The 25127-nt window shown below is 66.4% G+C and carries 21 protein-coding genes and 3 rRNA genes; 17 read left to right on the top strand and 7 right to left on the bottom strand.

Going from position 1 to position 25127, the window contains the following annotated elements; genetic code table 11:
• Positions 1-8 precede the first annotated feature (8 nt).
• Positions 9-755 (top strand): helix-turn-helix domain-containing protein, encoded by a 747-nt coding sequence (locus AB5I40_RS39925; protein WP_370935326.1) that lies wholly within the window; start codon positions 9-11, stop codon positions 753-755.
• Between the two features lie 56 nt (positions 756-811).
• Here AB5I40_RS39925 and AB5I40_RS39920 read toward each other — a convergent pair whose 3' ends face one another.
• The gene (locus AB5I40_RS39920; RefSeq protein ID WP_370935325.1) at positions 812-1219 is read right to left on the bottom strand and encodes a MarR family winged helix-turn-helix transcriptional regulator; all 408 of its coding nucleotides are present in this window, start codon (positions 1217-1219) and stop codon (positions 812-814) included.
• A gap of 95 nt (positions 1220-1314) precedes the next feature.
• Here AB5I40_RS39920 and AB5I40_RS39915 point away from each other — a divergent pair, with 95 nt between their 5' ends.
• From AB5I40_RS39915 to AB5I40_RS39885, 7 genes are all read left to right on the top strand, one after another.
• Positions 1315-2385, top strand: coding sequence for a substrate-binding domain-containing protein (locus tag AB5I40_RS39915; protein ID WP_370935324.1), 1071 nt, complete (start codon positions 1315-1317; stop codon positions 2383-2385).
• An 88-nt stretch (positions 2386-2473) separates the two neighbouring features.
• Complete coding sequence (locus AB5I40_RS39910) at positions 2474-3100, top strand: AmiS/UreI family transporter (RefSeq protein ID WP_370935323.1); 627 nt, start codon at positions 2474-2476, stop codon at positions 3098-3100.
• Positions 3101-3125: 25 nt separating this feature from the next.
• Positions 3126-4163 carry an aliphatic amidase gene (locus AB5I40_RS39905; protein WP_370935322.1) on the top strand — a complete coding sequence of 346 codons (1038 nt, stop codon included), beginning with the start codon at positions 3126-3128 and terminating at the stop codon, positions 4161-4163.
• Between the two features lie 41 nt (positions 4164-4204).
• Entirely contained in the window at positions 4205-5251 is a 1047-nt protein-coding gene (locus AB5I40_RS39900) for an AAA family ATPase (RefSeq protein ID WP_370935321.1), read from the top strand.
• Between the two features lie 79 nt (positions 5252-5330).
• A complete protein-coding gene (locus AB5I40_RS39895; protein WP_370935320.1) occupies positions 5331-6488 on the top strand; it encodes an exo-alpha-sialidase in 1158 nt (385 codons plus the stop codon).
• Between the two features lie 30 nt (positions 6489-6518).
• Positions 6519-7253, top strand: coding sequence for a thioesterase II family protein (locus tag AB5I40_RS39890; protein WP_370935319.1), 735 nt, complete (start codon positions 6519-6521; stop codon positions 7251-7253).
• 138 nt (positions 7254-7391) lie between these two features.
• A complete protein-coding gene (locus AB5I40_RS39885) occupies positions 7392-7871 on the top strand; it encodes a nitroreductase family deazaflavin-dependent oxidoreductase (RefSeq protein ID WP_370935318.1) in 480 nt (159 codons plus the stop codon).
• Between the two features lie 213 nt (positions 7872-8084).
• On the opposite strand, the gene AB5I40_RS39880 is transcribed toward AB5I40_RS39885, so the two are convergent.
• Positions 8085-8705, bottom strand: a complete 621-nt coding sequence (locus AB5I40_RS39880; RefSeq protein WP_116206505.1) for an L-threonylcarbamoyladenylate synthase — start codon at positions 8703-8705, stop codon at positions 8085-8087.
• 83 nt (positions 8706-8788) lie between these two features.
• On the opposite strand from AB5I40_RS39880, the gene AB5I40_RS39875 reads away from it, so the two are divergent.
• The 3 genes from AB5I40_RS39875 to AB5I40_RS39865 all read left to right on the top strand — a co-directional run bounded on the left by AB5I40_RS39875 (position 8789) and on the right by AB5I40_RS39865 (position 10975).
• Entirely contained in the window at positions 8789-9508 is a 720-nt protein-coding gene (locus tag AB5I40_RS39875) for an MgtC/SapB family protein (RefSeq protein ID WP_344282958.1), read from the top strand.
• 118 nt (positions 9509-9626) lie between these two features.
• Positions 9627-10448, top strand: a complete 822-nt coding sequence (locus AB5I40_RS39870) for a DivIVA domain-containing protein (RefSeq protein ID WP_370935317.1) — start codon at positions 9627-9629, stop codon at positions 10446-10448.
• Positions 10449-10693: 245 nt separating this feature from the next.
• Positions 10694-10975: a metal-sensitive transcriptional regulator gene (locus tag AB5I40_RS39865; RefSeq protein ID WP_009081418.1), complete on the top strand. Its 282-nt coding sequence runs from the start codon at positions 10694-10696 to the stop codon at positions 10973-10975.
• A 310-nt stretch (positions 10976-11285) separates the two neighbouring features.
• Here AB5I40_RS39865 and AB5I40_RS39860 read toward each other — a convergent pair whose 3' ends face one another.
• Entirely contained in the window at positions 11286-13517 is a 2232-nt protein-coding gene (locus tag AB5I40_RS39860; RefSeq protein WP_370935316.1) for a heavy metal translocating P-type ATPase, read from the bottom strand.
• An 11-nt stretch (positions 13518-13528) separates the two neighbouring features.
• Positions 13529-13735 (bottom strand): copper ion binding protein, encoded by a 207-nt coding sequence (locus AB5I40_RS39855; RefSeq protein WP_354750865.1) that lies wholly within the window; start codon positions 13733-13735, stop codon positions 13529-13531.
• Between the two features lie 114 nt (positions 13736-13849).
• On the opposite strand from AB5I40_RS39855, the gene cobF reads away from it, so the two are divergent.
• Entirely contained in the window at positions 13850-14611 is a 762-nt protein-coding gene (cobF, locus tag AB5I40_RS39850; protein WP_370935315.1) for a precorrin-6A synthase (deacetylating), read from the top strand.
• A gap of 114 nt (positions 14612-14725) precedes the next feature.
• On the opposite strand, the gene rrf is transcribed toward cobF, so the two are convergent.
• From rrf to AB5I40_RS39835, 3 genes are all read right to left on the bottom strand, one after another.
• Positions 14726-14842 (bottom strand): 5S ribosomal RNA (gene rrf / locus AB5I40_RS39845).
• Positions 14843-14927: 85 nt separating this feature from the next.
• Positions 14928-18042 (bottom strand): 23S ribosomal RNA (locus tag AB5I40_RS39840).
• Between the two features lie 277 nt (positions 18043-18319).
• A 16S ribosomal RNA gene (locus AB5I40_RS39835) occupies positions 18320-19839 on the bottom strand.
• The 16S, 23S and 5S rRNA genes sit together here, the layout of an rRNA operon.
• 811 nt (positions 19840-20650) lie before the next feature.
• Between AB5I40_RS39835 and AB5I40_RS39830 the strand changes: the two genes are divergently transcribed.
• The 5 genes from AB5I40_RS39830 (at position 20651) to AB5I40_RS39810 (ending at position 25082) form a co-directional block, all read left to right on the top strand.
• Complete coding sequence (locus tag AB5I40_RS39830) at positions 20651-21052, top strand: YciI family protein (protein ID WP_370935314.1); 402 nt, start codon at positions 20651-20653, stop codon at positions 21050-21052.
• A gap of 45 nt (positions 21053-21097) precedes the next feature.
• Positions 21098-22318 (top strand): RNA polymerase sigma factor, encoded by a 1221-nt coding sequence (locus AB5I40_RS39825; RefSeq protein ID WP_370935313.1) that lies wholly within the window; start codon positions 21098-21100, stop codon positions 22316-22318.
• A complete protein-coding gene (locus AB5I40_RS39820) occupies positions 22311-23429 on the top strand; it encodes an epoxide hydrolase family protein (protein WP_370935312.1) in 1119 nt (372 codons plus the stop codon). The genes AB5I40_RS39825 and AB5I40_RS39820 overlap by 8 nt, the downstream gene beginning before the upstream one ends.
• A gap of 67 nt (positions 23430-23496) precedes the next feature.
• Positions 23497-24321, top strand: coding sequence for an alpha/beta fold hydrolase (locus tag AB5I40_RS39815; RefSeq protein WP_370935311.1), 825 nt, complete (start codon positions 23497-23499; stop codon positions 24319-24321).
• 8 nt (positions 24322-24329) lie between these two features.
• Entirely contained in the window at positions 24330-25082 is a 753-nt protein-coding gene (locus AB5I40_RS39810; RefSeq protein ID WP_370935310.1) for an SDR family oxidoreductase, read from the top strand.
• Positions 25083-25127 lie beyond the last annotated feature (45 nt).

The following is a 25127-nucleotide window of genomic DNA, read 5'->3' as shown; positions in this document are numbered from 1 at the left end:
AAGCACCGATGCCGACGCACCCCACGCCGGACGGCCGCCCGAGGCCGCACCACCGGATGATCGACCGGGTGTCGACCATCCTGGAGCGGGCCGCGCGCTCCCGGAACGGGGTCACGCTCACCGAGTTCGCGCGCGAGCTCGACGCGCCGATGAGCTCGATCCAGGGCCTGGTCAACGGCCTCGTCGCCACCGGTTACCTCGACGAGCACGACCGCCGCTACTCCCTCGGCCCGGCCCCGTTCCTGCTCGTCCGCCTCGTCGGCCGCCCCACCGTGACGACGGTGTCGCACGAGGATCTCGAAGCGCTGCACGAGGAAACCGGGATGACCGCGGTGCTGGCGATCATGGTGGGCAGCGACCTTTATTACGTCGACTACGCCTCGCACGACCCGCGCTACGCCTACCTCGCCGAAGGCTTCGTGCGCCGCTCGCCGATCCGCACGTCGACCGGCTGGATCTTGTTGGCAGCCATGGAAAACCGCGATCTGTGGCCGCAGATCGGCGCGCTGCCGCCCACGGACGCCGAACTGGTCGAGCGTTTCGTGCAGGACCTGACGCGGATCCGCGCCGAGGGCTTGGTCGCCGCGCCCAGCGCTTCGACCGAGGCGGACGGCGTGTCAGTCTCCGTGGTCGAGGACGGCCGAACCGTCGCCGCGGTGGGGATCATGGGCAGCCACGCCGAGGTGGCCGAACGCAAGGACGAGCTGATCAAGGTGCTGGGCCAGCGTCGTCGTGAGTGGCAAAGCCGGTTCTAACCGGCTTTGCCACTCACGAGCCCAGCCCGCCACCCTCGTGCGCGGCAATCACGGTTCTAACCGGGATCAACACTCACGAGAGCCGCCAGCACACTCCCCGCCGGATCCAGCTCTTTCCCCAGCTCGCCGAGCTTCGCCGTCGCCCGCTGATGCGCGCTGCGTCCGCGCGGCGCGAGATACACCCGGACCCGCCGCCGGTCCTCCGCGTCGACCTCGCGGTACGCCGCCGCAGTGGTGACCAGCCGGTCGACCACCCGAGTCAACGTCGGCCCGGTGACCAGCGTATGCCCGGCGAGTTCGGTCATCGTGAGGCCGTCACCCGCGGCGAGCGCGTCGAGCACCAGCCAGCCGTCGAGGGACAGCCCCTCTTCCTTGAGCAGCGGCTCGATCCGCAGAGTGACCGCGCGTGCGGTGCGGGTGAGGGCGCGGATCAACGACGCCTCGGCCGCCTGTGCCTGCCTCATCCGCCCGCCCTCGTTCCCGCCCTTGCGCAAATGCCTCCGCATTGTAAGACTTCCAAATGGAAGCAAGTCAACCGGCAAAGAAGCCCGGAGCCGGCATGGGACTCGGAGTCGCCAGCCGCGCGAGCGCGTTGCGCGTCGCGCTGGTCGTCCCGCTGCAGGGACCGGCGGGCCTTTTCGGGCCTTCGTGCGAGGCGATCAGCGAACTCGCGGTCCGGGAACTCAACGACGCGGGCGGAATCCTCGGCCGCGAGGTGACGCTGGAAGTCGTCGACGGCGGCGCCCCTCCCGCGCAGGTCGCGTCGTCCGTGCGCCGCCTGGTCGACGCGGGCGAGATCGACGCGGTCACCGGTTGGCACATTTCCTCAGTCCGCAACGCGCTCGCGCCGGTCCTCGCCGACCGCGTGCCGTACGTGTACACGTCGCTCTACGAAGGCGGCGAAAGCCGTTCTGGCATCTACTGTTCCGGCGAAGTCCCGCGCGTGCAGATCCAACCCGCGCTGCGGTGGCTGCGCGACAACTGCGGCGCGCGCAGCTGGTTCGTGGCGGGCGACGATTACGTGTGGCCGCGCGGTTCCGCGGACGCGATCCGGCGCTACGCAAGGGAACTTGATCTCCAGATCGCCGGCGAAGCGTTCGTCGGACTCGGTTCCGGTGACATGGCACGGCTTGTCCGCCGGGTCGAAACTTCCGCGTGCGACGGCGTTCTCATGCTGTTCGTCGGACAAGACGCGGTGCGATTCAACCGCCAGTTCGCCGCGCGCGGCCTCCACGAGCAGATGCTGCGCTTCAGCCCGCTGATGGAAGAAAACATGCTGCTCGCCAGCGGAGCCGAGGCGACCCGCAACCTCTTCGCCTCCGCCGCGTACTTCCGTTCCCTGGTCACCGCGGACGCGATGGACCTGCTCGGCCGCTACGTCCACCTGCACGGCCCGGCCGCGCCGCCGCTCAACAACGCGGCCGAATCCTGTTACGAGGGCTTGCATACGCTCGCCGAACTCGCCCGCCGCGCCGGCACTCCGGACATGCGCGCACTGAACGCCGCCATCGACGGCGTCGCCTACGACGGACCGCGCGGCACCGTCGAATTCCACGGCCAGCAAGCCGCGCAGCACGTGCACCTCGCCGCCGCGAGCGGCTGCGACTTCGATCCGATCACCCGGCTCTGACCCGTCCTGCCCCGGTCTTGACGGCCGCCCGCCGGCCATTTATTTTCACTTGACAGTATTTCATCTGGTACCAACTGAGGAGCGTGCGATGAACAACGTCGGCCTGCTCTACGTCGGGGCGGTACTGCTGGTCAACGGGCTGATGCTGCTCGGGCGAGTGCCCGCCCGGTCGGCCGCCGCGCTGAATCTGTTCGTGGGCGGGCTGCAGTGCGTGACGCCGACGGTGCTGATCGTCCAGGCGCACGGGGATTCCGAAGCGATCCTCGGCGCGTCCGGGCTGTTCCTGTTCGGCTTCACCTATCTGTACGTCGGCATCGCGAATCTCGCCGGGCTCGAACCCGAGGGCATCGGCTGGTTCTCGCTGTTCGTCGCGGGCGCCGCGATCGTCTACGCCGGCATCGCGTTCTGGCGGCAGCACGATCCGGTGTTCGGCGTCATCTGGCTTTCCTGGGCTCTGCTGTGGGGCCTGTTCTTCCTCGTGCTCGGGCTCGGCCGCGAGGAGCTGACCCGGTTCACCGGCTGGACGACTGTCCTGTTGAGCCAGCCGACCTGCACGCTGCCCGCGTTCCTCGCGCTCACCGGCGGCTACCGCTCCACCGGGGCCGCCGCGCTCATCGCGGCAGCGGTCGCCGTCCTGCTCGTCGCTCTCGCCGCGGTGCTCGGGTTCCGCGGCCAGCCCCGCTCCGTCCGCGACCGCGCGGCGGCCGCGGCCTGACCATCCCATCAGAAGGAGAAATCCCATGCGACACGGTGACATTTCCTCGAGCCCGGACACGGTCGGCATCGCGGTCGTGAACTACAAGATGCCGCGGCTGCATTCGAAGGCCGAGGTGCTGGACAACGCGCGCAAGATCGCCGACATGGTGGTCGGCATGAAGAGCGGCCTGCCCGGAATGGACCTCGTCGTGTTCCCCGAGTACTCGACGCAGGGAATCATGTACGACGAGCAGGAAATGTACGACACCGCCGCGACCGTCCCCGGCGAGGAGACCGCGATCTTCTCCGCCGCCTGCCGCGAGGCCGACACCTGGGGCGTTTTCTCGATCACCGGCGAACAGCACGAGGACCACCCGAACAAGCCGCCGTACAACACCTTGGTGCTGATCGACAACCACGGCGAGATCGTGCAGAAGTACCGGAAAATCCTGCCGTGGTGCCCGATCGAGGGCTGGTACCCGGGCGACCAGACGTACGTCACGGACGGTCCGAAGGGCCTGAAGATCTCGCTGATCATCTGCGACGACGGCAATTACCCGGAAATCTGGCGGGATTGCGCGATGAAGGGCGCCGAACTGATCGTCCGCTGCCAGGGCTACATGTACCCGGCGAAGGACCAGCAGGTGCTGATGGCGAAAGCCATGGCCTGGGCCAACAACTGCTACGTCGCGGTCGCCAACGCGGCCGGATTCGACGGCGTGTACTCGTATTTCGGGCACTCCTCGATCATCGGCTTCGACGGCCGGACGCTCGGCGAAACCGGCGAGGAGGAATACGGCATCCAATTCGCCCAGCTGTCGCTTTCGGCGATTCGCGACGCACGCGAGTACGACCAGTCACAGAACCACCTCTTCAAGCTGCTGCACCGCGGTTACTCGGGCGTGCACGCGGCCGGTGACGGTGACAAGGGCGTCGCGGACTGCCCGTTCGAGTTCTACCGCACGTGGGTCACCGACGCGCAGAAGGCTCAGGAGAACGTCGAAGCCCTCACGCGCAGCACCGTCGGCGTCGCCGAATGCCCGGTGGGCGAGCTGCCGGTCGAGAAGACCAAACAGGCCTGATTCTCGCTGGCTGCCGGTTTTCGGTTCAGGGAAAGGACACCATGCCGTTCATCACCGACAGGTACCACGACCAGAACCGGAACCGGCAGCCAGCCGCTCCGGCCGCCGCGCCCGTTCCGTCCACTCCGGACACCCCCGACGCGTTGGCGCAACGCCTGCGCAGCCGCGTCCTAGGCCAAGAACCAGCCATCGACGCCGTCGTCCGCGCCATCACCCTGGCCCGCGCGGGCGCGACGGAACCCGACCGTCCACCCGCGACAGTACTGCTCCTGGGCCCCACCGGCGTAGGCAAAACCGAACTGGTCCGCCAAGTCGCCGCCGCCCTGCGATCCGGCCCGGACGACCTGTGCCGAGTGGACATGAACTCCCTCGCCCAAGAACACTATGCCGCCTCCTTCAACGGCGCCCCGCCCGGATACGCCGGAAGCAAAGAAGCCTTCACCGTCTTCGACCGATCCACAGTGGAGGGTGATCCGTACACCCCCGGAATCGTCCTGTTCGACGAAGTCGAAAAGGCCCACCCCACCGTCCTGCGCGCTCTCCTGGGTGTACTGGACAACGGAATCCTGCGTCTCGCGAACGGTCAGGAGAAAATCTCCTTCCGCAACAGCTTCGTCTTCCTCACCTCGAACCTGGGCTCCAAAGAACTGGCCCGCCGTCGCGGCTCCCGCTGGCGCTCGCTCCTGGACCGCGGCCACACCCGCCGCACCGTCGTCGACAAAGCCCTGCAGTCGTTCTTCGACCCGGAATTCCTGAACCGCATCGACGAAACGGTGATCTTCGACGAACTGGACCGCACCACCGTCGAACAAGTCGCCCGCCTGGAAACCGATCTGCTGCGCACGAGGCTGCGCCGCCGAGGCGTCGACCTCCAGGTAGCCGACTCCGCCGTCCGCTTCCTCGCCGTCGAAGGCTTCGACCCGATCTACGGCGCCCGCGGCCTGCGCCGAACGCTGCGCACCCACCTGGCCGCCCCCGTGGCCGCGGAAATCATGCGCGTCCGCCCCACCGGCACCGCCCCGCTCCGGATCACCGCCACCGCCGCTACCGGATCCATCCGCGCGACCGCCACCGATCCGGAGTCTTGACGCCGCGCGACCGCCTCTCTAAGTTCTCCGGACATAGGACGTCGGACATCCCATGTCCGGATCGAGAGGCGGTCCCCCGATGCTCCCGAGAACAGTCACGCTCGCGCTCGCCGCAACCCTCCTGAGCCTCACCCCGGCCCCGCCCGCCCACGCGAGCGCCGCCTGCACGTCGTCAACCCCGTTCGTCTCAGGCGCCGAGGGCTACCACACCTTCCGCATCCCAGCCGTGGTCCGCGCCGCGAACGGCTCGCTGATCGTCTTCGCCGAGGGCCGCCGCGACTCCCCCGGCGACTCTGGCGCGATCCAAACGGTCGCCAAAACCTCCCGCGACGGCGGCTGCACCTGGGGCGACCTGCGCGTAGTAGACAGCAACAGCGAAGCCACCGCCGGAAACCCGACCCCAGTACTGGCCCGCAACGGCGACCTGGTGCTGCTGACTGTCCACAACGGACCCGTCAGCGAAAAAGCCATCATGTCCGGCACGGTTTCCCCGCAAGACTCGCGCCGGGTCTTCGTCCAGCGCAGCCCCGACAACGGCCGCACCTGGACCCCGGCCCGCGACATCACCGCCACGACGAAACTCCCGAACTGGCGCTGGTACGCCGCCGCCCCCGGCCACGCGACCCTCCTCAAACACGGCCGCTACGCAGGACGGATCATCGTCCCCGCCAACCACTCCAGCGCCCCTGCTCCGGGTTCGGCGGACGTGGGGACCGAAGCCAAGTACTACGGCGGCCACGACCTCTACAGCGACGACAACGGCCGTACCTGGCACATCGGCTTCACCGACGACCCGACCGACGGCGTCATCGCCCCCAACGAAACCACCGCCACCGAGCTTCCGGACGGCACGGTGTACTTCTCCAGCCGCAACCAGGGCTCCGCCCCAGAACACCGCCTGGACGCCTACAGCACGGACGGCGGCCGCACGCTGACTCGCCCCTACCAAGTGCAGCCAACCCTGTCCGGCCCGAAGGTAGAAGGCAGCGTCCTGCAAACCACCAACCGCCGCGTACTCCTCTACTCGGGCCCCGCAGACCCCGCCGCTCGCCACACCATGCAACTCCGAACCAGCTCCGACGGCGGCAAAACCTGGCACCCGTCGACAGTTCTCGCCGACGCCCCGGCCGGCTACTCCGATCTGGTACAACCAGACCGCCACACCGTCGGCGTCCTGTTCGAAACCGGCGGCACCAGCGCCTACGAAAAGATCGAATTCCGCCGAGTTTCCCTTTAACGCCGCCCGCTCCTCGGTAAAATCGCCCACATGACGGACCCGTGGCTACGCCGCTTCCACCCCGCCGACGACGCCCCCGCCCGGTTGGTGTGCCTGCCGCACGCAGGCGGCGCGGCCCCGTTCTTCCACCCGCTGTCGAAGGCGCTGTCCCCAGCTGTCGATGTCCTGGCGGTGCAATACCCCGGCCGCCAGGACCGCATGGCCGAACCCGCCCTGCGCACCATCGGGGCCCTGGCCGACGGCATCACCCAAGCTCTCCTGGCGTGGCTCGACCTGCCGATAGTCCTGTTCGGCCACAGCATGGGCGCGACGCTCGCGTACGAGGTAGGCCTCCGTTTGGAGGAACGCGGCACACCTCCGGAAGCAGTAGTGATCTCCGGCCGTCGAGCCCCGTCCCGCCTGGTGAACGAACAAGTCCACCTCCAAGACGACGACGGCCTTTTGTCCGAAATCGAAGGCTTGGCCGGGACTGACCCGAAGGTGCTGCGAGACCCGGAACTGCGAGAACTGTTCCTGCCGGCCCTGCGCGCGGACTACACGGCCATCGAGACGTACCGCCCGAGCGCGGGCCCGCTCGCCGCCCCCATCCACGCGCACACCGGAGACGCCGACCCGCACGCTCCCGTGGCGGACGTCCAAGCCTGGTCGTCGCACACCCGGGGAGACTTCACCCTGACCACATATCCCGGCGGCCATTTCTACCTGGTGGACCACGCTCCGGCGATCACGGATGCCCTGTTGAAGCTGACGACCAGCGGCTTCTAGCCCCCTGCCGGGCTCGTGTCTTGGCCCCGAGCCGGTTCTCCGCCCTCTTCTGCCGGATGTTCATCGCTGGGCCCAGCACCTGCCCCACCCCGAACCGCCCTGCCGACTGTTTTCCCGCCGCCCCGTAGGCTGCCGATCATGGAACTGCGCAGGATGTTCGCCGGTTTGGGCCGCAGCAAGGCATTCGCCGCGTTCGGCCAGGCGGTTATGCCCGCCGACCGCCTGCTCCTGCGCATCAGCGGCGGCCGCGTGGGCGTAGGCGCGGCAGTCGGGCTGCGCACCCTCCTGCTCACCACCATCGGCCGCTCCAGCGGCGAACCGCGCCAGGTCCCGCTGCTGTACGTCGAACGCTCCGGCGGCTACGTCGTGATCGGCTCCAACTGGGGCGGCGAACACCACCCCGCCTGGACCGCGAACCTCCTGTCCCACCCCGACGCGACGGTCTCCGTCCACGGCCGCACCCTCCCCGTCCGAGGCCGCCTCCTGAAGGACGCCGAACGCCAGGAAATGTGGGACGCCGTCGCCTCGTACTGGCCCGCCTACGACCGCTACGCCGAGCGCGCCGCTCATCGCGAAATCCGGGTATTCCTCCTGGAACGCACAGACCCGGCCGCCTGACCGGACCCATTTCGTTCCGCTCAGAGCCAGCCGCCCCGTCCTCCGACACGACGCTCGCCGGTGATCGGCACGCTTCCCCCTGCCGACGCTTCGGGTGGCTTGCACCAGCGTGCGCTCGCATCCGCAGCGGCCCTCAGCTGCCGTCCCCGCGCTGGGCTGCCCGTAACCGCCGCCCGAATCAGGATCCGGTCAAGAACCCGATGCCGACCCCGCTCACTCGAACCGGGACGGGTCTCCCGCCCCGTGCCGCACGACCTCCGCCTCTCCGGAGGAGAAGTCGATCACCGTGGTGGGTTCCACGCCGCAGTCGCCGGAGTCGATCACGGCGTCCAGGACGTGGTCGAGTTCTTCCTTGATCTCCCAGCCCTGGGTGAGGGGCTCGCCGGAATCGGGCAGCAGGAGCGTGCTCGACAGGATCGGCTCGCCCAGTTCGCCGAGCAGTTCCTGAGTCACCACGTGGTCGGGGATCCGCACGCCGACGGTCTTCTTCTTGGCGTGCAGCAGCCGCCGCGGGACTTCCTTCGTCGCCGGGAGGATGAACGTGTACGCGCCGGGCGTGCTGGCCTTGATCGCGCGGAACACCGCGTTGTCGATGTGCACGAACTGGCCGAGCTGGGCGAAGTCCTGGCAGACGAGCGTGAAGTGGTGCCGGTGGTCGAGCTTGCGGATGGTGCGGATCCGCTCCATCCCCTGCTGGTTGCCGATGCGGCAGCCGAGCGCGAAGCACGAGTCGGTCGGGTAGGCGATGAGCCCGTCGTCGCGCAGCAGGTCGACTACCTGGGCTAGGGCGCGGCGCTGCGGGTTCTGCGGGTGCACGTCGAAGTAACGGGCCATTGCCCGAGCTTAGGCGTGCCCGCCGGGCCGGGCGCGCGGGCTCGCCGCGGGCCGGGCACAGTGACGGGCGAGGAGGTACGTCCGTGCATGCTCTCTGGTCCACCGGCGAACAGTGGGAACTGCTGCCGCCGGTGCTGCTCGCCCTGCTGCTGAGCACGGTGATCGGCATCGAGCGCGAGGTCGGCAACAAACAGGCCGGCCTGCGCACGCACACGCTGGTCGGCGTCGGGTCGGCGGTCTTCATGCTGGTGTCGAAATACGGCTTCGCCGATTTGCTCGGCATCGAGCACGTCGCGCTCGACCCGTCGCGGATCGCCGCGCAGATCGTGTCCGGCATCGGGTTCGTCGGCGGCGGGCTGATCTTCGTGCGCCGCGACGCGGTGCGCGGCCTCACCACCGCGGCGACGGTCTGGCTCGCCGCGGCCGTCGGCGTCGCGTGCGGCGCCGGGCTGCCGGTGCTGGCCGTCGCGACGACCGCCGGACTCGTGGTGATCACTCGCGGATTCCCGCCGCTTTCCCGGTTCGTCGCGCGCCATCGGCGGCAGCCGCCGATCCTCCGCTTGAGTTATGCCGACGGGCACGGCGTATTGCGGGCGGTGCTCGCCACTTGCACCGATCGGGGCTGGGCCGTCCACCGGGTGGCGGTCGACCGCGAAACAGTTTCCGAAGAGGGGCAACGGATCGCGGTCGTCACGTTGCTGTTGCAGGGCCGCGGCGATCTTCCCGAACTCACCGCGGAACTGGCCGAATTGCCCGGCGTGCGAAGCACCGCGACGGGCACCGAGGACCCGCTCGAAGATTGACCCGCCCCGGGCGCACACGGATCGCCGGACTTCAGGCACACTGGAGGCAGTGCGGAAACCCCGGTGCGGCAAGAAAAACGAGCGCCGAGGAGAAACCATCCAAATGGGAGGTGAGAGCATGGCCCCCGGCGGTGGCGAGGACCTGATGTCCGTCCGGCCGTCCTTCGACTCGGCTTGGCGCGGCTATCAGCGCGGCCAGGTCGAAGAATTCGTCACGTGGGTCGAGGCGGAATTCCGGCGCCTGGCCGCGGAACGCGACGCCGCGGCACACCAGGCCGCCGAACTCGCCGAGCGCAATCGCGAACTGCGCGCGACGATCGACCGGATCAGCGCCACCCCCATCGAGCCGGACGCATTGCAGGAACGCTCCCGCCGGATGGTCGAGCTGACGCGCGAGGAAGCCGCGGAGATCACCGCCCGCGCGGAGGACACCGCCGCGCGGATCATCGCCGAAGCCAAGGCGGAAGCCGTGCGCCTCACCGAAAAGGAACGCGCGCTCGTCGAAGCCGTCTCCGCGGACCGCGTGCTGCAACGTCAAGAACACGAAGATCTGCTGCGCCGCGCGGTCGAAGAACGCAAGGCCGCGGACGAAGCAGCGGCGAAAGAACGCCGACGGCTCGAAGAACACCTCACCCGCAGGCTGGCCGACCGCCGCACCGACGCACTCCGCGAAATCGCCGACCGCACCGCCACCGCCCGCGCCGAAGCCGACGCGCACGTCCGCCAAGCCACCGACCACGCCACCCGCATCGTCGCCGACGCCGAACAGCGGGTCGCCGAACTCGTCGCTGTCCAGCAACGAGTCAAGGCCGCACTGCGCGGCGCGCGCGAATTGCTGGCCACCGCGAACGCCGACCTCGCCCCGGACGGCACTCCCGTGCCGAACCAACGACGGACCTCCGCGCTCACCGAAGTCACCGAGGCCGCCCCGACCGGCTGACCGTCGGTCTCGGCCGCCCGAAGTCCGCTCGGCTGACCAGCGCCCCGCGCTCATCGGAGGCATCGAGGGCCACCGCGAACGCCGCCCCAGCCCCGGACAGCACCCGGTGCCGAACCGAGGCCGCGTCTCCGCGCGCCGGAGGCACTGAGGCCGCCGCCACCGGCTGAACACCGGCCCCGGATACGCCGGGTGGGTATACTCGGCAGTGGACCACCGGGGATGTCGAGAACAAGGGACGATGTGCGATGACCGGCTACGGCAGTGAACGAGAGGCCTACCTCAAGCGCCTTCGCCGGATCGAGGGACAGATCCGCGGCCTGCAGCGCATGGTCGAGGAGGACAAGTACTGCATCGACATCCTGACCCAGGTGTCCGCGGCCACGAAGGCGTTGCAGTCCTTCTCGCTGGAACTGCTCGACGAGCATCTGGCGACCTGCGTCGTCCAGGCCGCGGCCGCGGGCGGGGAGGAAGCGGACCTGAAGGTGCGCGAAGCCTCCGACGCGATCGCTCGACTGGTGCGTTCCTGACGTAACTCCCCCGTGGTTCCGCACGGCGCGGGGCGGCGGTAACCGGACATTGCTTCGGGCCGCGCGTCGACGTGTCCAAGGCCGGAGGCAAGCAAGTCTGGCGTCCGTTACGCCGGGCAGTGCTGTCCAACGCGACTTGCCCGCTTACTGCGTTAATGAGGCAAGTCCCAGGTGGTTCCGGCCGCCGGTAAGCCTGGCGCACTCAGCGCCCCGGGCAACCCGGTGTCTCAGCGCACGGAGCAAGGCTCCTCAGCGAACGCGAAACGGGCCAGCAGCGGAAATCCCGCCACTGGCCCGTTCCCCGGGCGCCTCACGCAGCCCGGAACCGCCGCAACCGGAGGCTGTTCGACACCACGAACACTGACGAGAACGCCATCGCGGCACCCGCGATCATGGGGTTGAGCAGGCCGAACGCCGCCAGCGGCAACGCCGCGACGTTGTAGGCGAAAGCCCAGAACAGGTTCCCCTTGATCGTCCCGAGCGTGCGCCGGGCCAGGCGGATCGCGTCGACCGCGGCGCGCAGGTCGCCTCGGACCAGGGTCAGGTCGCCTGCTTCGATGGCCGCGTCCGTTCCCGTGCCCATGGCCAGGCCCAGGTCAGCCTGGGCGAGAGCGGCTGCGTCGTTGACGCCGTCGCCGACCATGGCCACGACCCGGCCTTCGTCCTGCAGTCGCTTCACCACGGCCACCTTCTCCGCGGGCAGCACCTCGGCCACGACTTCGGTGATGCCCGCGGCGTCGGCGATGGCCCGCGCTGCGCCCGCGTTGTCGCCAGTCAGCAGCACGGGACGCAATCCCAGCGCCTGAAGTTCGGCGACGGCTTGCGCAGAAGTCGGCTTGATCGTGTCCGCGACCACCAGCACGCCTCGTGCCACGCCGTCCCAGGCGACGAATACCGCCGTCGCGCCTTGTTCCTCCGCTGCGGCCTTGGCCTTGGTGAGGTCGTCGTCGACCTTCACGCTCCAGTCGGCCAGGAACGCGGCGCGGCCGGCCAGTACAGCCGCACCTTCCACGAGGCCGGAGACGCCTAGGCCCTCGGTGTTCCGGAACTCCGTCGCCGTCGGGAGGTCGCCGACCCGTTCGCGAGCACCGTCTGCGATGGCTTTCGCGATCGGGTGCTCCGAAGCGTGCTCGACCGCCCCGGCATAGCGCAGCAGTTCGCGCTCCGTGACACCTTCCCCGGCGTGGACGTCCACCAGGCTCATTCGCCCGGTCGTGACGGTCCCCGTCTTGTCGAGCACCACGGTGTCGACACGGCGAGTGGATTCGAGGACCTCCGGACCCTTGATGAGGATCCCCAGCTGCGCGCCGCGGCCGGTGCCGACCAGCAGGGCGGTCGGGGTCGCGAGCCCCAGGGCGCACGGGCAGGCGATGATCAGCACGGCGACTGCAGCGGTGAACGCCTCGGTGACGTTTCCGCTGGTCAGCAGCCAGGTGATCAGGGTTCCCAGAGCCAGGACCAAGACGATCGGCACGAATACCGCCGAGACGCGGTCGGCCAGTCGCTGCACCGCGGCTTTGCCGTTCTGTGCTTCCTCGACGAGCCGCGCCATCTGCGCGAGCTGCGTGTCCGCGCCGACCCGGGTTGCGCGCACTGCGATCCGGCCGCCGACGTTCACCGTCGCTCCGGTCACGCCGTCACCCACTGCGACCTCGACCGGCACGGATTCCCCGGTGATCATGCTGACGTCGACGGCAGAGCCACCGTCAGTGACCACGCCGTCGGTGGCGATCTTCTCGCCAGGCCGCACCACGAACGTGTCGCCGACCCGCAGCTGTTCGACCGGGATTCGCTGCTCGCGACCGTCGCGAAGGACCGTCACGTCTTTGGCGCCGAGTTCGAGCAGCGCTCGGAGCGCGGCACCGGAGCGGCGCTTGGACCTCGCTTCGAAGTAGCGGCCGGCGAGGATGAACGTGGTGACGCCCGCCGCGACCTCGAGGTAGATGTTGTCAGTCCCGGATCCCCCGGACACGCTGAACTCGAAGCCGTGCCGCAGGCCGGGCATCCCCGCCATGCCGAAGAACAGCGCGTACAGCGACCACAGCGTGGCGGCTGAAACGCCGAGCGAGATCAGCGTGTCCATCGTCGCCGCGCCGTGCCGGAGGTTCGTCCACGCGGCGCGGTGGAACGGCCACGCTCCCCAGACCACGACCGGCGCGGCGAGCGTGAGCGACAGCCACTGCCAGTTCGTGAACTGCAATGCGGGGACCATCGCCAGCACGATCACCGGCACCGTGAGGATCGCCGAGTAGAGGAGCCGGTCGCGCAGCGGCCGCGTCTCGTCCTGCTCTGGCTCTTCCGGCTTCTCCGGTTGCGGCGCTTGCGCGGTGTAGCCGGTCGCTTCGACGACGCCCACCAGGTCGTCGACCGAAACGGTGGAGGGGTATTCGACGTGCGCCTTCTCGGTCGCGTAGTTGACGCTCGCGCTGACGCCCTCGACCTTGTTGAGCTTCCGCTCGACCCGAGCAGCGCACGACGCGCAGGTCATCCCGCCGATGGCGAGTTCGACTGACTGCACGGGGGCCGGTGTCGTGGTGCTCATGTCACTCCTTTTTACGCGACGACCTGGTAGCCGGCCTCAGCGACGGCAGCCTCGACGGCTTCGCGCGAGATCGGCTCTGCACTGGTGACCTTCACGGCGCCGGTGGCGAGGTCGACGTCGACCGTCTGCACGCCGGTCAGGCCGCCTACCTCCTCTTTCACCGATCCGACGCAGTGTCCGCACGTCATGCCCTCAACGGTGTAGGTCGCTTCAGTCATCGCCACACTCCCTATCGTGCTCCTTGCTGATAGCTCCTTTATACCCCTAGGGGGTAGCAGTACGCCAGGGGACCCTCTGGTGAACCGGGTTACCCGCCGGGAGAGACTGCGAGGATGCGGAAGATCTACGCGATCGGGATCGGCGCCGGCGACCCGGAACACCTCACGGTGCAGGCAGTCGACCGGCTCAATCGCGTCGACGTGTTCTTCGTGCTCGACAAGGGCAGCGCGAAGGCCGACCTGGTGCAGCTGCGCCAGGAGATACTGGAGCGGTTCGTGAGCCGGCCGGGGTATCGCGTGGTGAGCGCGAAGGACCCGGACCGCGACCGGACGCCTGCCGACTACCGCACCGCGGTCGCCGACTGGCACCAGCTCCGCACCGACGTCTACGAGCAGCTGATCCGCGACGAACTGGCCGACGGCGAGACCGGCGCGTTCCTCGTCTGGGGCGATCCGGCGCTGTACGACAGCACTATCGCGTTGATCGAGGCCGTGCTGGCGCGCGGGAACGTGGCGTTCGACTACGAGGTCGTGCCGGGGATCAGCAGCATCTCCGCGCTGGTCGCCCGGCATCGGACGACGATGAACCAGATCGGCCGCGCTGTGCAGCTGACGACGGGTCGCCGGTTGGCTGACGGCTGGCCGAGTGACGCCGATGACGTCTTCGTGCTGCTCGACGCGCACACCACGTTCGATCAGTACGCGAACCAGGGGTTGTGGATCTACTGGGGCGCGTACGTCGGGACTCCGGACGAGATCCTGCTGTCCGGTCCGCTGGATGACGAGCTGGCGGCGAAGATCCGGGAGACACGCGCCGCGGCTCGGGAGCGTCATGGGTGGATCATGGACACGTATTTGCTGCGCCGACCGGAGTGAGGGTGGCGGGCCGTTTACTCGACCCGCTTGTTTTTGGGCATGAAAAAAGGGGCGGGGCTCCGGGAAAACCTTTTCAGGTTCTCGACCGGGGCCCCGCCCCTTTTTCCAGGTTAAGTTCGGCGGTGTCCTACTCTCCCACAACCCTTCGGTTGCAGTACCATCGGCGCAGTCAGGCTTAGCTTCCGGGTTCGGAATGGGACCGGGCGTTTCCCTGACGCTAAAACCACCGAAACACTCCGAAACAACACACACCCTGTCACAGTCGTGACAGCCGGTGTGGTGTTTCAGAACCGTAGAGTGGATGCGTAACATCTTCGTGGGCAAGTCCTCGGCCTATTAGTACCAGTCAACTCGACAACACATTACTGTGCTTCCATTTCTGGCCTATCAACCCAATCGTCTCTTGGGGGCCTTAACCCACAAAGGGGTGGGATACCTCATCTTGGAACAGGCTTCCCGCTTAGATGCCTTCAGCGGTTATCCCTTCCGAACATAGCCAACCAGCCATGCCACTGGCGTGACAACTGGCACACCAGAGGTCCGTCCGTCCCGGTCCTCTCGTACTAGGGACAGCCTTCCTCAAGTATCCTGCGCGCGCGGCGGATAGGGACCGAACTGTCTCACGACGTTCTAAACCCAGCTCGCGTGCCGCTTTAATGGGCGAACAGCCCAACCCTTGGGACCTACTCCGGCCCCAGGATGCGACGAGCCGACATCGAGGTGCCAAACCATGCCGTCGATATGGACTCTTGGGCAAGATCAGCCTGTTATCCCCGGGGTACCTTTTATCCGTTGAGCGACACCCCTTCCACCAGGAGGTGCCGGATCACTAGTCCCGACTTTCGTCCCTGCTCGACATGTCTGTCTCACAGTCAAGCTCCCTTGTGCACTTGCACTCGACACCTGATTGCCAACCAGGCTGAGGGAACCTTTGGGCGCCTCCGTTACCCTTTAGGAGGCAACCGCCCCAGTTAAACTACCCATCAGGCACTGTCCCTGAACCAGATCATGGTCCGAGGTTCAGATTCCCAATCCGACCAGAGTGGTATTTCAACAACGACTCCACACCCACTAGCGTGAGCGCTTCACAGTCTCCCACCTATCCTACACAAGCCGAACCGAAAACCAATACCAAACTATAGTAAAGGTCCCGGGGTCTTTCCGTCCTGCCGCGCGTAACGAGCATCTTTACTCGTAATGCAATTTCGCCGGGCCTGTGGTCGAGACAGCCGGAAAGTCGTTACGCCATTCGTGCAGGTCGGAACTTACCCGACAAGGAATTTCGCTACCTTAGGATGGTTATAGTTACCACCGCCGTTTACTGGCGCTTAAATTCTCAGCTTCGCGCCGAAGCGCTAACCGGTCCTCTTAACGTTCCAGCACCGGGCAGGCGTCAGTCCATATACATCGTCTTGCGACTTCGCATGGACCTGTGTTTTTAGTAAACAGTCGCTTTCCGCTGGTCTCTGCGGCCAACCACCGCTCCACTTGCGTGAAGCTTCACGGTGCTTGGCCCCCCTTCTCCCGAAGTTACGGGGGCATTTTGCCGAGTTCCTTAACCACAGTTCACCCGATCGCCTTGGTATTCTCTACCTGACCACCTGTGTTGGTTTGGGGTACGGGCCGTGCATGCACTCACTAGAGGCTTTTCTCGACAGCATAGGATCACCCACTTCGCCTCAAACGGCTACGCATCACGTCTCAGCCATGTGCCATGCGGATTTGCCTACATGACGGCCTACACGCTTACACCAGGACAACCATCGCCTGGCGGAGCTACCTTCCTGCGTCACCCCATCGCTTGACTACTACGGAATCAGGTCCCACGCTCCACACACAGACTCCGTCCGAAGACTTCCTCCGCGGCTTCGGGTGGTTAGTGTCAACCGCCTCGCCATGGGCGCACATGCTCGGGTACGGGAATATCAACCCGTTGTCCATCGACTACGCCTGTCGGCCTCGCCTTAGGTCCCGACTTACCCTGGGCGGATTAGCCTGGCCCAGGAACCCTTGGTCATCCGGCGGCAGAGTTTCTCACTCTGCATTCGCTACTCATGCCTGCATTCTCACTCCCGCACCCTCCACGACTCGCTTCCGCGGCCGCTTCCCTGGATGCAGGACGCTCCCCTACCCATCCGTGCCACTGCACCAACCCCGAAGGACTGGCGGATGTACATGCACGAATGACACAGCTTCGGCGGTGTGCTTAAGCCCCGCTACATTGTCGGCGCAGGACCACTTGACCAGTGAGCTATTACGCACTCTTTCAAGGGTGGCTGCTTCTAAGCCAACCTCCTGGTTGTCTGGGCAATCCCACATCCTTTCCCACTGAGCACACACTTAGGGGCCTTAGCTGGTGTTCTGGGCTGTTTCCCTCTCGACGACGAAGCTTATCCCCCGCCGTCTCACTGCCGCGCTCTCACTAACCGGTATTCGGAGTTTGGTTGATTTCGGTAACCCGGTAAGGCCCCTAGACCATCCAGTAGCTCTACCCCCGGCAAGAAACACGCGACGCTGCACCTAAATGCATTTCGGGGAGAACCAGCTATCACGGAGTTTGATTGGCCTTTCACCCCTACCCACAGCTCATCCCCTCAGTTTTCAACCTAAGTGGGTTCGGGCCTCCACGACGTCTTACCGTCGCTTCACCCTGGCCATGGGTAGATCACTCCGCTTCGGGTCTAGACCACGCGACTATATCGCCCTATTCAGACTCGCTTTCGCTACGGCTACCCCACCCGGGTTAACCTCGCCACGCAGCACTAACTCGCAGGCTCATTCTTCAAAAGGCACGCCATCACGTCGAAACGCTCTGACGGCTTGTAGGCACACGGTTTCAGGTACTCTTTCACTCCCCTCCCGGGGTACTTTTCATCTTTCCCTCACGGTACTCGTCCGCTATCGGTCTTCAGGAAGTATTTAGGCTTACCGGGTGGTCCCGGCAGATTCACAGCAAATTCCACGAGCTCGCTGCTACTCGGGAACACCAAACAAACACACGCAACGTGTTTTCGCGTACGGGACTCTCACCCACTCCGGTCCGCCATCCCAAGCGGTTCCACTAACACGCGCGCACATTCCGAGGACTGTCAGATCCTCGACGCTGGGTCCCACAACACCGCCTGCACAACGCCTGACAGCTTGACATGCAAACGGTTTAGCCTCTTCCGCTTTCGCTCGCCACTACTCACGGAATCACTTTTGTTTTCTCTTCCTGCGGGTACTGAGATGTTTCACTTCCCCGCGTTCCCTCCACACCGGCTATATATTCACCGGCGGGTAACACCACATCACTGGTGCTGGGTTTCCCCATTCGGAAATCCTCGGATCACAGCTCGGTTGACAGCTCCCCGAGGCATATCGCAGCCTCCCACGTCCTTCATCGGCTCCTGAAGCCAAGACATCCACCATGTGCCCTTAACAACTTGACCACAAAGATGCTCGCATCCACTCTACAGTTCTCAAACACCACACCAGAAACAACGTGTGTTGCCTCAGGACCCAACAGTGCGCAGTGAACAATCGCTCCCCCAGTCTCCGGCTCTCCGCTCCGCGACCCCGAAGGGCCTGTACTAGAAGAGGCATTGCCTGCCAGAAGCGACCATAACCAGTAGTTCCACAATTCCTTGAGCAACCCGAACAGACCTGCATTCGAGGCCTAAGCACGGGCCACTCCCGGCCGTGGCCGGGATGTGTTGTGCTCCTTAGAAAGGAGGTGATCCAGCCGCACCTTCCGGTACGGCTACCTTGTTACGACTTCGTCCCAATCGCCAGTCCCACCTTCGACCACTCCCTCCCATAAGGGTTGGGCCATGGGCTTCGGGTGTTACCGACTTTCATGACGTGACGGGCGGTGTGTACAAGGCCCGGGAACGTATTCACCGCAGCGTTGCTGATCTGCGATTACTAGCGACTCCGACTTCACGCAGTCGAGTTGCAGACTGCGATCCGAACTGAGACCGGCTTTAAGGGATTCGCTCCACCTCGCGGTATCGCAGCCCTCTGTACCAGCCATTGTAGCATGTGTGAAGCCCTGGACATAAGGGGCATGATGACTTGACGTCATCCCCACCTTCCTCCGAGTTGACCCCGGCAGTCTCCCACGAGTCCCCGCCATGACGCGCTGGCAACGTAGGATAAGGGTTGCGCTCGTTGCGGGACTTAACCCAACATCTCACGACACGAGCTGACGACAGCCATGCACCACCTGTACACCAACCACAAGGGAAGCCCCATCTCTGGGGATGTCTGGCGCATGTCAAGCCCAGGTAAGGTTCTTCGCGTTGCATCGAATTAATCCACATGCTCCGCCGCTTGTGCGGGCCCCCGTCAATTCCTTTGAGTTTTAGCCTTGCGGCCGTACTCCCCAGGCGGGGCGCTTAATGCGTTAGCTACGGCACGGACAACGTGGAATGTCGCCCACACCTAGCGCCCAACGTTTACAGCGTGGACTACCAGGGTATCTAATCCTGTTCGCTCCCCACGCTTTCGCTCCTCAGCGTCAGTATCGGCCCAGAGACCCGCCTTCGCCACCGGTGTTCCTCCTGATATCTGCGCATTTCACCGCTACACCAGGAATTCCAGTCTCCCCTGCCGAACTCAAGTCTGCCCGTATCGACCGCACGCTCCACGTTAAGCGTGGAGATTTCACGGCCGACGCGACAAACCGCCTACGAGCTCTTTACGCCCAATAATTCCGGACAACGCTCGCACCCTACGTATTACCGCGGCTGCTGGCACGTAGTTAGCCGGTGCTTCTTATCCAGGTACCGTCACTTGCGCTTCGTCCCTGGCGAAAGAGGTTTACAACCCGAAGGCCGTCATCCCTCACGCGGCGTCGCTGCATCAGGCTTGCGCCCATTGTGCAATATTCCCCACTGCTGCCTCCCGTAGGAGTCTGGGCCGTGTCTCAGTCCCAGTGTGGCCGGTCACCCTCTCAGGCCGGCTACCCGTCGTCGCCTTGGTAGGCCATTACCCCACCAACAAGCTGATAGGCCGCGGGTTCATCCTGTACCGCCGGAACTTTCCACACCCCACCATGCGGTGAAATGTCATATCCGGTATTAGACCCAGTTTCCCAGGCTTATCCCAGAGTACAGGGCAGATTACCCACGTGTTACTCACCCGTTCGCCACTCATCCCCGGCCGAAACCGGTTCAGCGTTCGACTTGCATGTGTTAAGCACGCCGCCAGCGTTCGTCCTGAGCCAGGATCAAACTCTCCAACAATGCTGTAAAGTTCGATCGAGACTACTTCTCAATCAATTATTCTCAAAGGAAACCCCGACGAGGGGGTTTCATATTAAGCTCTACTGGCTTAGTTCACTAGCACACTGTTGAGTTCTCAAGCAACACACCCCGCATCAAACCCGAACCCCCGTGAGGGCGAGCCTGACCGAAGCGGTCATTCCTAGCAGTTTGTGGTGGGACACCCACTCAATCACCCTAGAGGCGAGAGCTTGGTTCGTGTCCCGGCGGCCACCCGGTTTCCCTGGCGACTTGGAGAACATTACACGGCCCGAAACGGCCCGAAACAGGGGGGTCCCTTAATACGATCTTCGCAGGTCAACCGGCCGAATAGCCCCACAGCGGCCGATCTGGCGGGGCGCCGGGCCCGAGTCGGCGGACCCGAGCCCGGCGAATCCGATGGCTTATCGGCTCGCGGATGCCGCGGTCCGGAAGAACGGGCGGCGCGTTATCGGCGAATAGCGAGAGCGAGTGGTCCCCTCGCTCCCCAATACGGACCGGCCGAAGCATCAGGAGAGGCGGGGCACGCACCGCAGTGGTCGGACTTTGGCCGAGTGCGGCGTCGAGAAGGGACCAGCAGCGGGTCGGTTCGGCGGAGAGGAGCAGGGGCCACATCTGCAGCGAGCGCGTTCCGCCGGGTGCACCATGAGCGCCAAACCAACCAGCGAGTGACCCGGGTCACGAGAACAGGTGCCGAGGCGATGTCCGGTCCCGGGCAGGCAGCCTCGTTCTTTCCCCGACTGGCCGCCCGGCGCCGGTCGCGAGAGCAGACCCGAGCGAGAGGGAGCACCCGATGAAGTACCTGATCCTGGCGTACGGCAACCAGCAGGACTACGACCACCTCGGCGGCAAGGACGGCGCCGCGCCCCCGGCCACTCCGGCGGAACTGAAGACGATCGAGGAGTTCCTCGCCGGGTACACCGGGGCGCTGGCCGCGTCGGGCGAGCTAGTCGAGACGCAGGGGCTCACCGCTCCCGTGCTGGCCCGCCGCCTCGATCTGCGGGACGGGGTTCCGGTCGTCACCGACGGGCCGTTCGGCGAGACCGAGGAGGTCATCGCCGGGTACTGGATGGTCGACTGCGCCAGTTTCGACCGGGCGACCGACATCGCGGCCGGGCTGCTCAAGGCGCCGGGCCGGTTGTCCGAGGCCGGAGTGGTGGTCCGGCCGGTGATGGGAGCCGAGAACGAACTCTGACCCGGCAACTCAGCCAGGCGGAACCGACAGACCAAGGCGGCAGAGATGACCGACGAATCCGGGGCCACGGTCAACGGCACCCTGCGCACCCTCGCCCCGCAGGTGCTGGGCGCGCTGGTCCGCCGCTACGGGCGGTTCGACCCGGCCGAGGACGCCGTCCAGGAAGCCCTGCTCAAAGCCTCCCAGCGGTGGCCGGAGACAGGCATCCCCGAGCGCCCATTCTGCTGGCTGCTGCAGGTCGCGAGCCGAAAGCTCATCGACCTGCTCCGGGCGGAACAGGCAAGGCGGGAACGAGAGGTCAGGGCAGCCCGCGAGGAGGTCGGCGAACACCAAGGCGACGCCGACGACACGTTGATCCTGCTCCTGCTCTGCTGCCATCCGGCACTCACGGCCGCGTCGCAGATCGCGCTCACGCTAAGGGCCGTCGGCGGGCTCACCACGGCAGAGATCGCGCGCGCGTTCCTCACCTCCGAGGACTCGATGACCCGCCGGATTACCCGGGCCAAGCGGACCATCCAGGACAGCGGCGTCCCGTTCCGGATGCCGCCGGAGGAGGCCCAGCGCGAGCGGCTCGACGCGGTCCTGCATGTCCTCTACCTGATTTTCACCGAGGGCTACTCGGCGACGTCAGGGCCGGATCTGCACCGCAGCGACCTGGCCGCGGAGGCGATCCGGCTGGCGGAAATGACCGCCGCGCTGCTGCCCAACGACAGCGAGGCCACAGGCCTGCTCGCCTTGATGCTGCTGACCGACGCCCGGTCGCCAGCACGAGTCACCGAGCAGGGCGAGCTGGTCCCGCTGCACGAGCAGGACCGGACACGGTGGAAGGCCGACTCGATCCGGCGCGGGGTGGAGCTGGTGACGGCGGCGTTGCCGCGCGGGCCGGTCGGGCCGTATCAGCTGCAGGCGGCGATTGCGGCCGTCCACGACGAGGCGTCCACCGCGGAGGAGACCGACTGGCGGCAGATCGTCGGGCTTTACCGGCTGCTGCTCGAGGTTTCGGCGAGTCCGGTCGCGAAGGTGAGCCACGCGGTCGCGGTCGGGATGGCGGACGGGCCGGCGGCGGGGCTCGAACTGCTTGCCGCGCTGGACAACCGCGACCGGCGGTTTTACGCGGCGCGGGCACATCTTCTGGAAAAGGCGGGCGACCGCGAAGCGGCCCGGAGCGCGTACCTGCGCGCGGCCGAGCTCGCCACCAACATCCGTCAGGTGCGGTATCTCAACGCCCGTGCCCGGCGGCTCTCCGAAGGAGCTGGACATGACTGACGAGATCCGGCCGTATCGGCTCGAGATCCCGGAAGCGGACCTGGTCGATCTGCGAGAGCGGCTCGATCGGACGAAGTGGGCGCCCGAGCCGACCGGCGGCGACCAGGGGTACGGCGTCAGCGTCGGCCGGGTGCGCGAGCTGGCCGAGCACTGGCGGCATCATTACGACTGGCGGGCCTGGGAGCGGCGGTTCACCGAGTATCCGCAGTTCACGACGACGATCGACGGCAGCAACGTCCATTTCCTGCACGCCCGTTCCCCCGAGCCGGACGCGATCCCGTTGATCCTCAGCCACGGCTGGCCCGGGTCGGCGGCGGAGTATCTGGCCGCGCTCGGGCCGTTGAGCGACCCTCGCGCGCACGGGCTTGACCCGTCGATCGCGTTCGACGTCGTGCTCCCGTCGTTGCCCGGGTTCGGGTTCTCCGGTCCGACGGCCGACACCGGCTGGGGCCCGCAGCGGATCGCGCGGGCCTGGGCGGAGCTGATGCGCCGACTCGGCTACGAGCGCTACGGGACCGCGGGCAACGACTGGGGTTCGGGGATCGCGCCGGAGGTCGGTCGCGTCGCGCCGGAGCAGGTGATCGGCGCACACGTGACGCAGACCTGGGATCCGCCGCCCGACGACGATCCACAGTGGATTGCCAATCTGTCCGAAAAGGACAAAGCCGCCTGGGACGCGTTCCACCACTACTTCACCCACGAAGCTTCCTACGGCGTCGTCCAGGCGCAGCAGCCACAGACTCTCGCGCACGCGTTGTCCGACTCCCCCGTCGGCCTGCTCGGCTGGAACGCGCAGGCGATGCACGACCACGGTCTCGACGCCGACGGGATCCTCACCCACGTCACGATCCACTGGCTGACCGGCACCGCGGGTTCCGCGATCCGGATCTACGCCGAGCAAGACCGGGAGACGCCCGCCGAGGGCCGCAACCCGGTGCCGCTCGGGGTCGCGCAGTTCCCCGGCGACCTGCCGTCGATCCGGGTGTTCACCGAGCATCGCCGGAACCTGGTGTCGTGGAACGAGTACGACCGCGGCGGTCATTACGCATCGCAGGAGGTGCCGGAACTGTGGGTGGGCGACGTCCGCCAGTTCTTCGCGAAGCTGCGCTAGAAAAACATTGCTCCGACTACATTGCACCGTATTGCACTGAGAAATCGCCCCGATTAGCGTCGGGGACATGCAGAAAGTCCTTCTCCCCTCCGGCGCCCGGATCGCCTACGACGACCTGGGTTCGCAGCCGAAGATCCCGGTCCTTCTCGTGCACGGGCACCCGTTCGACCGGTCCATGTGGGGTCCGCAGGCCGAGCACCTGGCACGGAGCGGACACCGCGTCGTGGTGCCTGACCTGCGGGGATACGGGGAAAGCGCCGGTCCGGCAGTCAGCGGGCTCAACGACTTCGCCGAGGATCTGATCGGGCTGGCTGACCACCTGGGACTCGACCGGTTCGCGCTGGGCGGGCTGTCGATGGGCGGGCAGATCGTGATGCAGACCGTCCGGGATTACCCCGGGCGGATCGCCGCGCTGCTGCTCGCCGACACGTTCGCCGAGCCCGAGACCGCCGAAGGAAAGGTGGCCCGCAACCAGGCCGCGGACCGGGTGCTGGCGGAAGGCATGACCGCGTACGCCGACGAACTGCTGCCGAAGATGGTGTCGCCGAGCACCTTCCACGAGAACCCAGAAGTGACCGGACACGTCCAAAAGATGATGCGCGACGCACCAGCACCAGGCGCGGCGGCAGCACTCCGAGCACGGGCGAAACGACCGGACTACCGCGATTCCCTCAAGCAGGTCAGCGTGCCGACGCTCGTCGCAGTGGGCAGCGAAGACGAGTTCACCCCGGTCTCCGACGCACAACTGCTGCACCAGCTCGTACCCGGCTCGGAGCTGGTGGTGCTCGACGGCGCGGGACACCTGCCTAACCTGGAACGCGCGGCCGAGTTCAACGACGTGTTCGGCCGCTTCCTGGACCAGGTCCGGCCGGACCACGCAGAAGAACGGTGACGCACTCCATGAAGACCGTATTGGTGACCGGCGCGAGCGCCGGATTCGGCGCCGCGATCACGCGCCGGTTCGTAACGGAAGGCGCGCGGGTCGTCGCCGCGGCCCGCAGCGGCGACCGGCTGAAGACCCTCGCGGACGAACTCGGCGACGCGGTTTACCCGCTGGTGCTGGACGTCCGTGATGCGGACGCAGTCGCAGGCGTCGTCGCAGGGCTGCCCGAGGAGTGGGCGAAGATCGACATCCTGGTCAACAACGCCGGCCTCGCCAAGGGCCTCGAGCCAGCGCACGAGGCAAAACTGGACGACTGGGACCAGATGATCGAGACCAACGTGACCGGCCTCGTCCACCTGACCCGCGCGGTGCTGCCCGGCATGGTCGAACGCGGCGCCGGCCACGTCATCAACATCGGCTCCGTCGCAGGCAGCTACGCCTATCCCGGCGCGAACGTCTACGGCGCGACCAAGGCGTTCGTCCACCAGTTCAGCCTCAACCTGCGCTCCGACCTGCGCGGCACCGGCGTCCGCGTAACAAACGTCGAGCCAGGCCTGGTCGGCGGCACAGAATTCTCCACCGTCCGCTTCGGCGGCGACCAGGACAAGGCAGCAGGCGTCTACGCCGGAACCACGCCCCTGACCGCAGACGACGTCGCCGAGTCGGTCTTCTGGGCCAGCTCCCAGCCGAAGCACGTGAACATCAACGTCATCGAACTGATGCCGGTGGTGCAAACCTTCTCCGCCCTGAACATCGACCGCGAGTCCTGAGCCCGACGTACGTGAGGGGAACCCTCAGGGACTCTGATTCCCTCA

The sequence above is a fragment of the Amycolatopsis sp. cg13 genome, assembly GCF_041346965.1.
Classification (GTDB): Bacteria; Actinomycetota; Actinomycetes; order Mycobacteriales; family Pseudonocardiaceae; genus Amycolatopsis.
The sequence above is the reverse complement of the archived record's forward strand: the minus strand, read 5'-3'. Positions and strand labels throughout refer to the sequence as shown.

Bases quoted from the DNA above. Each gene is read 5' to 3' on its own strand.
- AB5I40_RS39925 (WP_370935326.1), top strand. From the start codon at position 9: ATGCCGACGCACCCCACGCCGGACGGCCGCCCGAGGCCGCACCACCGG.
- AB5I40_RS39920 (WP_370935325.1), bottom strand. From the start codon at position 1,219: ATGAGGCAGGCACAGGCGGCCGAGGCGTCGTTGATCCGCGCCCTCACC.
- AB5I40_RS39915 (WP_370935324.1), top strand. From the start codon at position 1,315: ATGGGACTCGGAGTCGCCAGCCGCGCGAGCGCGTTGCGCGTCGCGCTG.
- AB5I40_RS39910 (WP_370935323.1), top strand. From the start codon at position 2,474: ATGAACAACGTCGGCCTGCTCTACGTCGGGGCGGTACTGCTGGTCAAC.
- AB5I40_RS39905 (WP_370935322.1), top strand. From the start codon at position 3,126: ATGCGACACGGTGACATTTCCTCGAGCCCGGACACGGTCGGCATCGCG.
- AB5I40_RS39900 (WP_370935321.1), top strand. From the start codon at position 4,205: ATGCCGTTCATCACCGACAGGTACCACGACCAGAACCGGAACCGGCAG.
- AB5I40_RS39895 (WP_370935320.1), top strand. From the start codon at position 5,331: ATGCTCCCGAGAACAGTCACGCTCGCGCTCGCCGCAACCCTCCTGAGC.
- AB5I40_RS39890 (WP_370935319.1), top strand. From the start codon at position 6,519: ATGACGGACCCGTGGCTACGCCGCTTCCACCCCGCCGACGACGCCCCC.
- AB5I40_RS39885 (WP_370935318.1), top strand. From the start codon at position 7,392: ATGGAACTGCGCAGGATGTTCGCCGGTTTGGGCCGCAGCAAGGCATTC.
- AB5I40_RS39880 (WP_116206505.1), bottom strand. From the start codon at position 8,705: ATGGCCCGTTACTTCGACGTGCACCCGCAGAACCCGCAGCGCCGCGCC.
- AB5I40_RS39870 (WP_370935317.1), top strand. From the start codon at position 9,627: ATGGCCCCCGGCGGTGGCGAGGACCTGATGTCCGTCCGGCCGTCCTTC.
- AB5I40_RS39865 (WP_009081418.1), top strand. From the start codon at position 10,694: ATGACCGGCTACGGCAGTGAACGAGAGGCCTACCTCAAGCGCCTTCGC.
- AB5I40_RS39860 (WP_370935316.1), bottom strand. From the start codon at position 13,517: ATGAGCACCACGACACCGGCCCCCGTGCAGTCAGTCGAACTCGCCATC.
- AB5I40_RS39855 (WP_354750865.1), bottom strand. From the start codon at position 13,735: ATGACTGAAGCGACCTACACCGTTGAGGGCATGACGTGCGGACACTGC.
- cobF (WP_370935315.1), top strand. From the start codon at position 13,850: ATGCGGAAGATCTACGCGATCGGGATCGGCGCCGGCGACCCGGAACAC.
- AB5I40_RS39830 (WP_370935314.1), top strand. From the start codon at position 20,651: ATGAAGTACCTGATCCTGGCGTACGGCAACCAGCAGGACTACGACCAC.
- AB5I40_RS39825 (WP_370935313.1), top strand. From the start codon at position 21,098: ATGACCGACGAATCCGGGGCCACGGTCAACGGCACCCTGCGCACCCTC.
- AB5I40_RS39820 (WP_370935312.1), top strand. From the start codon at position 22,311: ATGACTGACGAGATCCGGCCGTATCGGCTCGAGATCCCGGAAGCGGAC.
- AB5I40_RS39815 (WP_370935311.1), top strand. From the start codon at position 23,497: ATGCAGAAAGTCCTTCTCCCCTCCGGCGCCCGGATCGCCTACGACGAC.
- AB5I40_RS39810 (WP_370935310.1), top strand. From the start codon at position 24,330: ATGAAGACCGTATTGGTGACCGGCGCGAGCGCCGGATTCGGCGCCGCG.